Origin of the sequence: Snuella sedimenti (assembly GCF_016428595.1) — a bacterium.
GTDB lineage: Bacteria > Bacteroidota > Bacteroidia > Flavobacteriales > Flavobacteriaceae > Snuella > Snuella sedimenti.
Genome location: NZ_JAELVQ010000003.1, coordinates 12696 through 26437, shown reverse-complemented (window position 1 = coordinate 26437; position 13742 = coordinate 12696). Strand labels below are relative to the sequence as shown.

At 34.7% G+C, this 13742-nt stretch carries 13 protein-coding genes; 5 read left to right on the top strand and 8 right to left on the bottom strand.

Annotated elements, in window-relative coordinates:
* The first annotated feature begins 92 nt into the window (after positions 1-92).
* Positions 93-3485, top strand: a complete 3393-nt coding sequence (locus JF259_RS03685) for a VCBS repeat-containing protein (RefSeq protein ID WP_199113485.1) — start codon at positions 93-95, stop codon at positions 3483-3485.
* Between the two features lie 98 nt (positions 3486-3583).
* Here the strand turns inward: JF259_RS03685 and JF259_RS03680 are convergent, their stop codons facing one another.
* Complete coding sequence (locus JF259_RS03680; RefSeq protein WP_199113483.1) at positions 3584-3970, bottom strand: pyrophosphohydrolase domain-containing protein; 387 nt, start codon at positions 3968-3970, stop codon at positions 3584-3586.
* 535 nt (positions 3971-4505) lie between these two features.
* Positions 4506-6545, bottom strand: coding sequence for a dipeptidyl-peptidase 3 family protein (locus JF259_RS03675; protein WP_199113481.1), 2040 nt, complete (start codon positions 6543-6545; stop codon positions 4506-4508).
* Positions 6546-6731: 186 nt separating this feature from the next.
* Between JF259_RS03675 and JF259_RS03670 the strand changes: the two genes are divergently transcribed.
* On the top strand, positions 6732-7751 hold the full coding sequence (locus JF259_RS03670) for an SRPBCC family protein (RefSeq protein ID WP_199113479.1): 1020 nt from the start codon (positions 6732-6734) through the stop codon (positions 7749-7751).
* Positions 7752-7807: 56 nt separating this feature from the next.
* On the opposite strand, the gene JF259_RS03665 is transcribed toward JF259_RS03670, so the two are convergent.
* On the bottom strand, positions 7808-8413 hold the full coding sequence (locus JF259_RS03665) for a DUF1684 domain-containing protein (protein ID WP_199113477.1): 606 nt from the start codon (positions 8411-8413) through the stop codon (positions 7808-7810).
* 431 nt (positions 8414-8844) lie between these two features.
* Here JF259_RS03665 and JF259_RS03660 point away from each other — a divergent pair, with 431 nt between their 5' ends.
* Together JF259_RS03660 and JF259_RS03655 are read left to right on the top strand one after the other, a co-directional pair.
* A complete protein-coding gene (locus tag JF259_RS03660) occupies positions 8845-10056 on the top strand; it encodes an MDR family MFS transporter (protein ID WP_199113475.1) in 1212 nt (403 codons plus the stop codon).
* Positions 10053-10433, top strand: coding sequence for a VOC family protein (locus JF259_RS03655; RefSeq protein ID WP_199113473.1), 381 nt, complete (start codon positions 10053-10055; stop codon positions 10431-10433). The genes JF259_RS03660 and JF259_RS03655 overlap by 4 nt, the downstream gene beginning before the upstream one ends.
* 2 nt (positions 10434-10435) lie before the next feature.
* Here the strand turns inward: JF259_RS03655 and JF259_RS03650 are convergent, their stop codons facing one another.
* The gene (locus JF259_RS03650) at positions 10436-10876 is read right to left on the bottom strand and encodes an Lrp/AsnC family transcriptional regulator (protein ID WP_199113471.1); all 441 of its coding nucleotides are present in this window, start codon (positions 10874-10876) and stop codon (positions 10436-10438) included.
* A 118-nt stretch (positions 10877-10994) separates the two neighbouring features.
* Between JF259_RS03650 and JF259_RS03645 the strand changes: the two genes are divergently transcribed.
* Positions 10995-11390, top strand: coding sequence for a hypothetical protein (locus JF259_RS03645; protein ID WP_199113469.1), 396 nt, complete (start codon positions 10995-10997; stop codon positions 11388-11390).
* 60 nt (positions 11391-11450) lie between these two features.
* Here JF259_RS03645 and JF259_RS03640 read toward each other — a convergent pair whose 3' ends face one another.
* The 4 genes from JF259_RS03640 to JF259_RS03625 form a co-directional block, all read right to left on the bottom strand.
* Positions 11451-11669 (bottom strand): hypothetical protein, encoded by a 219-nt coding sequence (locus tag JF259_RS03640; protein WP_199113467.1) that lies wholly within the window; start codon positions 11667-11669, stop codon positions 11451-11453.
* A gap of 15 nt (positions 11670-11684) precedes the next feature.
* The gene (locus JF259_RS03635; protein ID WP_199113465.1) at positions 11685-12101 is read right to left on the bottom strand and encodes a hypothetical protein; all 417 of its coding nucleotides are present in this window, start codon (positions 12099-12101) and stop codon (positions 11685-11687) included.
* The gene (locus tag JF259_RS03630; protein WP_317192060.1) at positions 12098-12646 is read right to left on the bottom strand and encodes an RNA polymerase sigma factor; all 549 of its coding nucleotides are present in this window, start codon (positions 12644-12646) and stop codon (positions 12098-12100) included. The genes JF259_RS03635 and JF259_RS03630 overlap by 4 nt, the downstream gene beginning before the upstream one ends.
* Positions 12647-12783: 137 nt before the next feature.
* Entirely contained in the window at positions 12784-13701 is a 918-nt protein-coding gene (locus JF259_RS03625; RefSeq protein WP_233164088.1) for an AraC family transcriptional regulator, read from the bottom strand.
* Positions 13702-13742: the final 41 nt, after the last annotated feature.

The following is a 13742-nucleotide window of genomic DNA, read 5'->3' as shown; positions in this document are numbered from 1 at the left end:
TTAAGTTAAATTAAGTTATTTTAGAAGTGAGGCCGTATTATATATACAAGCCTCACTTTTGCTTTTTATTATTAAAAAATAATTCATTCAATATGCGTCCTTTTTGTTCTTATTTACAGTTTTACTGCCTTATAGTACTACTCTCATGTAATAAAAATGAAGAGGGTATAACCACTAATAATCAAGTGTCTGCTCCACCTCTATTTACCATAGTTAATTCAGAAATCACCAATATACATTTCAACAACCAACTAACAGAGTCCATGACCATGAATGGCTTGTTTTATGAATATTTCTACAACGGTGGTGGTGTTGCTACTGGAGACTTAAACGGAGATGGTCTATCGGATATTTATTTTGTTTCCAATTTAAAATCCAATAAACTCTACTTGAATCAAGGCAAAATGAAATTTTCAGATATAACTGATATTTCAAAAACCAAAGGAAAATATGGGTTTCCTACAGGAGTTACCCTAGTCGATATTAATGACGACAGTAAATTAGATATCTACATTTGTAAATCCGGAAAATTCAATGATCCGAACAAACGACGCAATGAACTTTACATAAATCAAGGGAATAATGCACAAGGCATTCCAACTTTTAAAGAAGAAGGCAAAAAATACGGACTGGATCTCCCTCATTTCTCTACACAATCTACTTTTTTTGATTATGATAACGATGGGGATTTGGATATGTTCCTTCTTAATCATGGTATTATGCAGTATCCCGATAACGCCATAGAAAAATTAATGGCTACCAAATCACAATTTCAAGGAGAACGTTTATTTAAAAACGACGACGGCTTTTATAAGGATGTTACAGAGCAAAGTGGTATAATCAATAATTTATTAGGCTATGGCTTAGGAGTTGCTATCGGTGATTTAAACAACGATGGATGGCCAGACATTCTAGTTGGCCATGACTATTCCGAAAAAGACCATTTGTACATCAATCAAAAAAATGGAACTTTTAAAGAGGTTAGTAAAGAAATAACAAACCATGGATCTAATTTTTCTATGGGTAACGACATAGCCGATTTCAACAATGACGGCCTTTTGGACTTTATTACCTTAGACATGATGTCTGAGCACAACTACGATATTAAGACCAGTATGAGCGGTATGAATCCCGAAAGGTTTTATAAACATGTTAATTTAGGGTTGCACCATCAATACATGTATAATACACTACAAATTAATAACGGTAATCATGATGGCTTACCCAGATTTTCGGATATCGCACAATTATCAGGTGTATCCAGTACCGATTGGAGTTGGGGCCCGTTGTTCTTAGATATGGATAATGACGGACTAAAAGACTTATTTGTTTCAAATGGTATAAAAGGTGATTTTAGAAACAATGATTTTATAAACTACCGTAAAGAGCGACAAAAACAAATTATTGAATTAAAAAAACAAGGGAAAAGTTTTGACCAAAAGGCCTATGTTAAAGACATTTTGGCTCACATGCCTAAACGAAAAAAAGAAAACTATTTTTACAGGAACAACGGCAACCTAACATTTAGCAAGCTCGAATTAAACCCAGAAGACAAGAAATTAACGAGTTCCAACGGTGCAGCCTACGCCGATCTCGACAACGACGGTGACCTGGATATAATAGTTAATAATGCTGATGATCTTGCCTTTATTTATAAAAACAATAGTATAGAACAAAGTCAAGGCAACTATTTAAAGGTAAAATTAAAAGGATCTAAAGAGAATACCATTGGTATCGGTTCAAGAGTTAGTGTGACAACTAAAGACAACCAACAAATTATAGAACAGTATTTAACAAGAGGTTTTCAATCATCAGTTAGTGAGACATTACATTTTGGCGTAGGACAAAACAAAGCAATTGATGAACTTAAAATTACATGGCCCGATGGTAAAATTCAAACCATAAACAATGTTAAAGCCAATCAATTAATTACACTAAACCATAAGGAGGCAAAAAGCATCACTAATGATCAAGTTCCTTATAACAAGCCTTTATTTACAGATGCAACATCCCTTTATAATATTAACTACAAACATCTAGAAAATGACTATAACGACTTTAACAAGGAAAGTCTATTGCCACACAAAATGTCCAATTTTGGACCTGCCTTGACTGTTGGGGATATTAATAATGATGGACTGGATGATTTCTTTATTGGAGGTGCCAAAGGGTTTAGTGGAGCATTACATGTACAAACAAAAAACCAAACATTTCAAAAAGTAAACAGCAATGCTTGGATTACAGATAAAAACAGTGAAGACATTGGAGCAACATTCTTTGATGCTGACAACGACGGAGACTTAGATTTGTATGTTGTAAGTGGAGGCAACGAATTTGAAGTAAATGACACCGCATTACAAGACCGCCTTTATTTAAATGATGGTCTTGGTAATTTTACTAAAACCAGTACAGCATTACCAAAAATGTTAACCAGCGGATCGGTAGTAAAACCATGCGACTATGATGACGATGGGGATCTGGATTTGTTTGTTGGCGGCAGGCTCATCCCCGGAAAATACCCTTTTCCTGCTAAAAGTTATATTTTAAAAAATGAAACTGAAAACGACAAAGTAATTTTTAAAGATGTTACTAACTCTATAGCTCCTGAATTTAGTAATCTGGGGATGATCACGGATGCCGAATGGACAGATATAACAGGTGACAATAAAAAGGATTTAGTGGTTGTGGGTGAATGGACATCTGTTCTCATATTTAAAAACGAAGCAAATGAATTCACCAACCAAACTCAAAACTTTGGGTTGGACAATCTTACCGGTTGGTGGTATAGCATTGCATCGGCCGATATGGATAACGATGGCGATATGGATTTAATAGTTGGCAATTTAGGAAAGAATTATAAGTACAAAGCCAATGTTGGAGAGCCCTTTGGTGTTCATACCACGGATTTTGACAATAATGGGACGCTTGATATTGTTCTTAGCTATTACGATCTGGGTAAAAACTACCCTTTAAGGGGACGCTCATGTAGCTCGGCACAAATGCCTTTCATTAAAAAGAAATTCCCAACCTATAATGATTTTGGACAAGCAACATTAAAAGAAGTATACGGCAATGTCCTTGAAGAATCCCTTGCATATTCTGCCAATACGTTTGCATCTTCTTACCTTGAAAACTTAGGAAACGGTTCTTTTAATGTAACTGAACTTCGCAACCAAGCGCAATTCTCATCTGTTAATGACATCTTATTAAAAGATATTGACAACGATGGTAATAAAGATATAATATTGGTTGGAAACTTATATGCTTCCGAAATTGAAACACCCAGAAACGATGCCGGCTATGGCTTACTCTTAAAAGGAAAGGGACAAGGAGCCTTCTCTCCTATACAATCAAATCAAAGTGGTATTTATATTAACGGAGATACTAAAGCCATGAAACCTATTCTCTTGAGTAACAAAAAGGATTTCGGATTAATCTTTGGCAAGAATAGTGACTCAATACAACTTATAAAAATAAACAAATAAAAGCGCCATATTATCAAAACAAAGGCTTAAAAATACTGTAAAATGTGCCTCCTTAAAGTGACTTAGGGAGACAGAACGTTTTCTTAAGCCTTTCTTTGTTATTTATCCAAAATGGATTCTATATTCGGTTTAAAGTAATTGGGACCTTTTAGCACTTTCCCATCTTCACGGTAAATGGGTTGACCGTCGTCTCCCAATTTACTCATGTTACTACGCTGTATTTCATCAAATACTTCTTCAATTTTATGTTGCATACCGTGCTCTATTATGGTACCACATAAAATATAAAGCATATCCCCTAATGCGTCGGCTACTTCAACCAAATCGTTATTATTAGCAGCTTCTAGGTATTCTTCATTTTCTTCCTTCATTAAATTAAATCGCAACAAATTCTTCTCATTGCCCAAATCGGCTATAGGAGTTTCACGATGTCCAATTTTAAAGGCAGTATGAAATGCTTTTACAGCTTCAATCTTATTCTTCATTTATTTTAATATTAGTTTTTATAAGTATAGTTGCATTCCATTCATTGGAACTTCTTTTAATTTTTTATTTTTGCCTAAAAATAACCATATGTTCAGTAAAGGTCAAATCATTTTCGGTATTTTGTTTGCCATTATATTCGCAATCGTTATAGGCTACACCTATCGAAAAGATCTAAAACTCCACAAACGCTTTTATAAAGGTAGTATCTGGATGCTTGTTGCCTTTATATCTTTTATTTTATGCATTGTAGCCATTAAAGTTTTTTTAAAAAACTAAAATAAAACCCAATATTAAGGTAGGAATTTTTGGTCTAAAATTGTTTTATTAAAAATAATGTATGTAACGACGCAACCAAAAGTAGTCTAATGCATCTAAAACATAACTAAGACCAATCTCAAATCATGAAAATCCTTATAATTATTGCGATACTAATAGCCATTAATGGTATTCTTTTAGCATTTAGCGTAAACAAAAAAACAGAACCTTAAAATTTTTAAGATTCTGTTTTCTAATTTCTTTTAGCATTTATTTGTTTTAATTAACTTCTGGAAGGAAGCTATAATGCTTACTATAGGCCAACATTTGTTCAGCAAACGTTTTTGGTTGCGTAACTTTAACCGCAATGATTTTGCCTTCACTATCTATTTCTGGTACCAATACAGGATTTACATACCCCTTATAAGGTGCAGATTTAAACTGTTTATTACGTTTCAATATTTCTTTATGAAGCGCTTGATCTACTTTTACACCATAACCTTCAACCAAGGCTTCGACTGCAGCAAAATCCCCTTCAGACTTAATACGTTGGGTTTCGCGTAGCAATTGTCCGAAAAGTGTATGTAGCTTTCCATAATCGGTGATGTTAAAATAAGTTTTTCCATCTCGGATAACTTTCTCAATGACGTTATCGGCCTTCCCTTTTTCATAAACCCAGGCAGAGATCCACTGTCTGTTACGCATATGGGCCTCCTCAACATCATCACCTAGCTTTAAACGAATCAACTGGGTCATGAGCCCATTTCTAATATAACCATCGTAAGCTGCTTTACCAACACTCTGCCAATCGTCGACCAACCCTAATTCCTGCAGTTTGTCATCGTACAAAAAGTATAAGGCTACTAAATCAGCGCGTCCCTCCTCTAATGTAGATGCATAGGTTTTTAGTGTTTCTTTGGTCTCTCCCACTCCTGGATTCAATTGTCCTGAAGCATGTCCCACAACTTCATGTAAAGCGGTATGCAACTTATCGGCTAATTGCCCGTATTTTTCTTCAAGTGCCAACTCCTCTTCATCATGAACAAATTCTTTTAACCGTTGGGAGCTCCCTGCATTATTAGCTGCATGTATAATATTCCCCAAGGATACCGATTTACTTCCCACGGCAGCCCGAATCCAGTTTGCATTGGGTAAATTAACACCTATTGGCGTACTAGGCGATGCACCGCCAGATTCTCCAGCGACATTAACAGTTTTATATGAAACTCCAACCACATTTTTCTTTTTATGAGCTTCCATTAAGGGCGAATGATCTTCAAACCATTGTGCATTCTCAGATAATACAGCCATTTTTTTAGACATCTCAAAATCTTTGATCTGTACAATTGATTCGTAATACCCGCGATAGCCCAACGGATCGTAATACACCTCAATAAAGCTGTTAATATAATCTATGTTACCTTCGGTGGCAGCCGTCCAAGCCACATTATAATCGTCCCATGTTTGCAAATCCCCAGTTTTATAATACGCTATCAACAAGCCCAAAGCTTCGGCCTGCGCTTCATTTTCAGCAACACCTTTTGCTAATTCCAACCATTTTATAACCTCATCGATGGCAGAACCATATAATCCCCCCGATTTGTAAACGCGCTCTTTTAAAACACCATTTTCTTTAACCATTTGAGAGTTTAAGCCAAAAGACAATGGTTTTTCAGGGTTTGGCGACTTTTTGGTGCTATAAAAACGCTCTACATCTGCATTGGTCACACCATCTCCATAAAAATTAACAGCAGAGACAGCCACATTATCAACCCCTTTCGACTTGTTTACTTTTTTAGAATCGAGATCGTTAAAAATGACATCAAAAGCTGCTCCTTTTAGTTCTGTATTAGTTTCCGCTAATAGTTCTCTTAAATATTCGACCGAGAATCCAGCCTCTATTTTATCATTAGAATAATGATGGTGAATACCATTGCTAAACCATACACGCTTTAAATAGGTTTCAAAGGCTTTCCATTGTTCTGTGGTTTTATCGCCTGTATACTTGGTATATACAGATTCCAGAGCATTTCTAATCTTTAAGTTGTACTTATAATTTTGATCCCATACCATATCCCGGCCGGCCAATCCCGCTTGGGTTAAGTAATATACCAACGTTTGTTCTTTTAAAGTTAAGGCATCCCATCCTGGAATTTGATACCGTAACACTTGAATATCTGCAAAAGTATCTACTTTATAGTCAAAAACATCTTCTTTTACTTCAGGTTCTACTTTCTTGGTCTCCGTTTTAGCATCATTACCACAGGATAAGACAAAACTGATTAACAACACTAAACACAATTTTAATCGTAAGTTCATTCTCTTTTGTTTATTAATATTTTTTAGATTACTTCAAATCAATAATGTAGACACAAAAATTATTGATTAACACAAAACAAGCTAGTTTAATTATTAAATATTTATTTTTTACATGGCAAATGTAACAATTTATTAATATAAAGTTGAAAAATGAGTATCTTTGGTTCAGATTTTTAACTTAAAAAAATGAAAGCTTTTAAATACCTCTTATTTCTTCTATTAATTTTTGTAATAGGTCTTTCTGTTTACATTGCAGTACAACCAAACACGTTTGAAGTTAGCAGAACACGCACAATAAAAGCACCTGCTTCCGTAATTTACAATAATGTTATAGACCTAAAAAACTGGGAAGCTTGGTCGTCGTGGGTAGAGTCCGATCCAGATATAAGAATCACTTACCCAGAACAAACACTGGGTGTTAATGGAAGTTACACTTGGGAAGACAAAGATGGCATAGGTACTATGAAAACGCTTGAAACCGTTGCCAATAAATCCATTAAGCAAACCATGCAGTTCGCCGATTTCCCTGCTTCCGACATTAACTGGAAATTTGAGGCCAATGCCAATGGCTCTACAGATGTTACATGGTCTATTTCTGGAAATAATTTGCCTTTCGGTTTTAAAGCTTTTACTGTTTTTGCTGGTGGTATGGAAAAACAAATAGGCCCACATTACGAACGTAGTCTCGAAAAGTTAGATAGTATCGTCATTGCCAATATGAAAGCATATACTATTACCGTAAATGGCATAACACAACACAGTGGTGGCTATTACTTGTATAATACAACGTCTTGTAAAATAGATGATTTAAAAGATACTATGAGTACCATGCTGGCCAAAGTTATAAATTATGCCTCCAAGAATAAACTAACGCCATCAGGCCCTCCTTTTGTACTTTATCACAAATGGGATGAAACCAACAACGCAACTATATTTTCTTGCTGTATCCCCACAACCGAAAAAGTAATAACAACGAACGACGCTATTTTAACGGGGCAGCTTCAAGATTTCAAAGCCGTTAAAACTACGCTTAAAGGGCATTATGATAATCTTAAAGAAGCTTGGGGCACCACGATGACATATATTAAAGAACAAGAGTTAGAATTTAGTGAAAATGGTGCAATGTTGGAAAGCTATATAACAGATCCAACCCAAACACCCAATCCTGCCAATTGGGAAACTCAAATTTATATTGCTGTGAAATAGTATAATTCTAGATGTTTCCCTCACATTTTATTTACTATCTAAACTAAGCATTATGCTTAGTGCTTCTTAAACGCCTTTACACCTGCTTCAACACGTATTCTTAAATAGTTTTCCCGAGGCACAATAGGACAGGAATAACTAGGATTGTATGCACAATATGGATTATAAGCTTTATTGAAATCGATTTCCAAACTATCCCCTTCAGGAATCCGTAAATCGATATAACGTCCACCTCCATAACTTTCCTCGCCATTGGTTTCATCTAAAAACGGGAGAAACAAGTAATCTTCGTAACCAGCCTTTAACATGTTGTCTGCTCCTTGGTATATATTTAAACGATACTCTTTTCCTTGTAATAGAAAAGATAAAACGCCAAAAACACGCTCTTTAGACACCCGGTTTGTCGTGGTTTGCATGTTAAACCAATCTGTATCGGGGGTTTGCTTTAAATGCGCTTTTACTATAAACGTCGAATCGAATTTAAAAAAATCAAGCCCTTTAAATGCTTTTCTATCCTTGTCCGTTAATGGCGACACCGTTGCGTCCTTAAACTTGGCATTCAATTCTTTCTGAAAAGGTGTTTCTCCCTGTAATGGCTGCTTCTTTTCACCACAAGCAAAAGCAATAAGTACGATTAAAATAAATGGAAAAAGTCTGTTCATTTTATTTTTTTTCATTTCAAAAATACAACTTACAATTATTTTGTATAGCTTTGGTGGATCAAAAAAAAAGATAACATGTATTTAAACGTCACCATTTGTACAATGAAGCGTTCCATTTTTAAGCAATGGATAGGTTGGATTTGTTATATATTGTGATGATGTAGATATAGAATAATACAATATATAAAAGTCCAACTGAAAAGTTGGACTTTTTATTTTTAGGTAGTTCATATTTTACAAAGACAGTAACAATTAAAGTTTTAATTCGAAAGTACAAACACACGAATGAAACGAACATTAATAAATTTTAAGAATAGTTTTACAAAAGTGTAGAGACTGTTTAAAATTTTTAATGTGAGAGCGAAGCGGTTGCACACGTTCTCAATTTTATAATTAGTATATAATCAAATAATTAACTAAAATTTAAACGTGTGAAAACACTATTTACTAAGTACCTCAACACATTTAAAGGCCTTTCTAAAGAAGTTTGGTGGCTCGCCTTAATAACCCTTATTAATAGGGCTGGCACAATGGTTATCCCTTTTTTATCCTTATACCTAACCAAAGACCTCAATTTTACTTTAAATGATGTGGGCTGGATTATGAGTGCCTTTGGCTTAGGGTCTGTAATAGGGTCTTGGCTCGGTGGAAAACTAACCGATAAAATTGGTTTCTATAAAGTTATGGTATTTAGCTTACTAGCTACTGGCGTACTATTCGTTGCTTTACAGTTTTTAACCACATTCGTATCGTTTTGTATTGGTATTCTATTGGTTATGCTTATTGCCGACATGTTTAGGCCTGCCATGTTTGTTGCTTTAAGTGCCTACAGCAAACCAGAAAACAAAACAAGATCGGTTACATTAATACGATTGGCCATTAATTTAGGCTTCTCTGCAGGACCGGCCATTGGAGGCATCATTATAACAACACTAAGCTATGGTGGCCTGTTTTGGGTGGATGGCATAACGTGTATTTTAGCTGCTTTGGTATTGATAAATGTATTAAATCCTAAAACGACAAAAACATTGGACGATGTAAATACTTCCAACCCTAGATCGGCATATAGCGATACGGCTTTTTTAATATTTTTGGGAGCCATGGTACTTTTCGGAATAGTATTTTTACAATACTTCTCTACCATGCCCTTGTATTATAAAGATGCCCATTTGCTAACCGAACTTGAAATTGGCATGTTACTTGGAATGAACGGGTTTCTTATTTTTGTATTTGAAATGCCACTAATAAAATGGTTGGAAACTTCACGGTTTACCAAATCTGGACTTATGATATTTGGTGCGATCCTTACCGGTCTTAGCTTTATTATTTTAAACCTCACAACCTGGGTGGGTGTATTGGTTATTGGTATGTTGCTTGCTACTTTAGGCGAAATGATAGCTTTTCCTTTTTCCAATGCCTTTGCAATGGATCGGGCTAAAAAAGGAAACCAAGGTGAGTATATGGCCCTTTATTCCATATCGTTCTCTATAGCCCATATTTTTGGGCACAATGCAGGAATGCGCATGGTTGACGGTCTTGGATTTGATAACACTTGGTACCTTATAACGGTATTGGCCGCTTGCTGTATTCTACTATTGGTGATACTACAACAATTCCTAAAAGCAAAAAAACGTTTTATATGAACTTAAATCAAGTAACCATACCCTCTTTAGATCTTGAAAAAGCAACCGAATTTTACAAAACCTTGGGATTGCAACTCATTGTAGATGCGCTTCCAAGGTATGTAAGGTTTGAATGCCCGGATGGCGATTCGACACTATCCATTCATTTGGTAGAGACACTACCCAATGGCAACGGCATTACTATATATTTTGAAGATGATAATTTAGACACACTAGTAACACAACTAAAAAGTAAAGGGCTTGTTTTTATAAGTGCCCCAGAAGACAAACGTTGGTTATGGCGTGAAGCTCATTTATTAGATCCCGATGGCAATACCATCATTTTATATTACGCAGGAAAGAACAGGAAAAATCCACCTTGGCGCATCCCTAAATAATTTTAAATGGGCTTTAGTTCTTTTAGCTTTACCACACGTGACAAAACAATTTGTGTTTTAGTTTCTCCGTATATAATAAGCTGATCTATAAACACTTCCAAATGCTTTTGATTCTTTAAAACAACCTCCATAACGATGTTCTCATCGCCTGTAATCCGGTAACAATTAATAACCTCGTCGTAGGTTTTTACCTTTTCCAAAAAAGGTTTTAATTTCCCCATAAAAGCGCGCAATGTAATAATAGCCTTTAACTGATATCCTATTTCAAATGTCGAGACAATGGTTTTATACCCTTCAATAATACCCAGGTCTTCCATCTTTTTAATACGCTCTGAAACTGCTGGAGAACTAATCCCTACACGCCTTCCAATTTCGGCATTAGACAGCCTGGCATTCTCCTGTAAACACTTTAAAATCTTCTTATTAAGCACATCTAACCCCATTTAAAGTAATTTAGCTTCAAAATAATTAATTATTAAATCAAATATACACATTTACTTTAAATTTTAAAGTAAGATATAAATTCTTGTGACTAATTTTGATAAAAATTGCTTAGTTAAGATGTCTTACAACCATTCACCATACTTGTCTGACACGCCTTTATATAAAAAGGCCATGGAGATTTTTGCCTTGTCGCAAAGTATCTCTACATACCTAAATCACGATTTATCTGAACTAAAGGAAGATGGTTCTGAAGACCAGCACATTTATTTTTCGGGAGATATTGTACAACAATCTGTATCGTTAGCTCCGGAAATAGCCAATGCAGAAAGGGAACGTTATTCCGATAGAAAACATAAGCATATTGCCGCACTTAAACGTCTAACAAACAGACTTTACAAAAACGCTTACCGCTTAGAACATTCTAATAGTAACGGTAAGGACTTTCTACCTATTTTACGTAGTGAGTTACGTAAATTCAAAAAGTTACAGCGTACCTGGATGTTAAGCCTATAAGCTATAAACCCTATTACTTTTTTAAGTTGAACAGTTTAAAACACAAAGCGGTTATATTTCCTAATCCGGTAATGCTTTAATATAAAACCCATTTACCTTTACCAGATCGACAACATCCTCTTCCGATAGATTTGTTGTTGCTTCTATGCGAAGTACATTGTCAATATCTTCCAGATCAATGGACCACTTAATAATGTCTGGATGGGTATTAAATACAGGTTTTAGGGACTTAACTTTTTTCTTTGATTTGATATCTGTTTGAAATATTAGCAATTCCATAATGCTACTTTATTGTTATTCTGAATCTGATTTTGATTCATCGTTTTCTTGCGAAGGGTTTGTTTGTCGTTCGACGTATTCCTTATAATATGCATCGCCTTCCTCCCTCCAAAATTTATCATAGTATTTCCATTTTGAAAAATCGGTCTTTGAATCTTTTTTACATTTATGCTTTGAACTTTTTGAAGCATCTTTTCCTCCAGTACCACAACCGCCAAGAAGTATTTTTAGTAATATAAATAAGCCCACAGCTTGCCAATATGTAAGTGTTGTAAGTCCAAAAATATCGGGCATCAGCCAATTCCATAACCACATAATTACAAAACCAAATAAAATAACCAATCCAGCAATGGCAATGGCACCAAAAATGATCATTCCAACAATCTCTATTGGTGACTTTTTTCTAAATTTATGGGTGAAAAAATTTGTCATGATATACTAATTTTATGTTTGTTAATTTCCTGTTCTATTTTTTTATACAATATACCTATGGCCCTGTGCCTTCTGGACATGAGTGTTCCTAAAGAAATGCCTGTTTCTTCAGAAATCTCCTTATAGGAGTACCCTTCAAAGTCTACTGCTATGATAATATCCCGATATGCTGGTTTTAACTTATCGACACATTCTTTAAGTATCAAAATCATTTCGTCTGAAGTATAATTATTGGTGGATTGCTGTACAACATCTATCAACTCCAGCAAATCCTTATCAACAGTTACGGAATCCACTTTTTTATTGGTTCGCATAACATCAATGATTTTGTTTTTTATAGATCTATATACAAAACCAGCCACATTATTTATGGGCGCATATCTATCTGCTCCAGAAAACAACTTTAAGGCTACATCCTGAATAATGTCTTCTGCATCACGATTGACCGTATCACTTATTTTTGTGTTCACGTAAACCCTGAGAGACTCATATTCTCTTCCAAAAAAATCCTTAAGCTTTTTACTGTTTTCTGATTCCAAATTCACTAAAACCTTTTACGAAGGGTTCTTCATTAAATAAGACGATGCTTTTCTTATTTATTGCATTTTTTTGTGTTTTTATTTGGAATAAATGATAAGTTTAATGCCAGACAGCTTTTAAGCTATGGTATAACAAACCGTTTTTATTCAATTGGTATACAAAAGTCAACGATAGCCTTTTTTTCTGGGTGGTCATTAAAATTATTATAATACATCTCTAAAGGTTCCCTATCTGCTTTTTTATACCCATTTTCATTCATCCAAACAAACAATCCTGTCCAAGATTTTTCGAATTCATCCAACCCAATTTCAAAACTACCTACTATGTATTTTCCCTTTTCAATAGTGGTTAATCCAACTTCCCCCTTTGTTTCAATCGTCTTGTCAAGCAAAATCGAAGCACTCATTCTTACTTTACTAGCTTCGGTAACTTTAAAACTGTCGTGATAAATCGTTATCATTTTTGTTTGGTCGCTCATTAACCCTTTTGGTATTGCCCATTGCATTAGTTCTCCATAAGCACTTTCAAGGTTTTGAGGGCCAATGCTTAATACATAAGCCAAATCCATTTTGGACATTTCTTTAATTTCAATTTTTGCATTCATTTTTATCCAATTTTTAAGATTATTAATGATGCAAATGTATTTTTCGTAGTCAGGATATGCTTGTCCGTTCTTGCTTTTAAGTTGACGAATCTTGCTATGTCTATTAGGGTTTTGTTTTTTAAATTCAGTTGGGCTTACTCCAAAATACTTTTTGAATACTCTTGAATAAGAAGTATTATCACTAAACCCGTATTTGTGTGCTATTTCTGTTGCCGTGATATTTTTATGAAGTAAATCGGATGCTGATTTTTCAATTCTCCTTCTGGTCACGTATTCCTTTAGGGTTTCGCCTGTAATGAATTTAAAAACCCTATGAAAGTGAAATGCTGAGAAAAACGCGATTTCAGAAATCGTGCTTAAAGACAGGTCCGAATCCAAATTTTCGTCAATATATTTAAAAACCCGATTAATTCTGTTTTTGTAATCTGCTTGTCTTTCTTTATCTATAATTGTCATTTTAAAATGCAACTCCTAAAATATAGAATTAGTTTAAACTT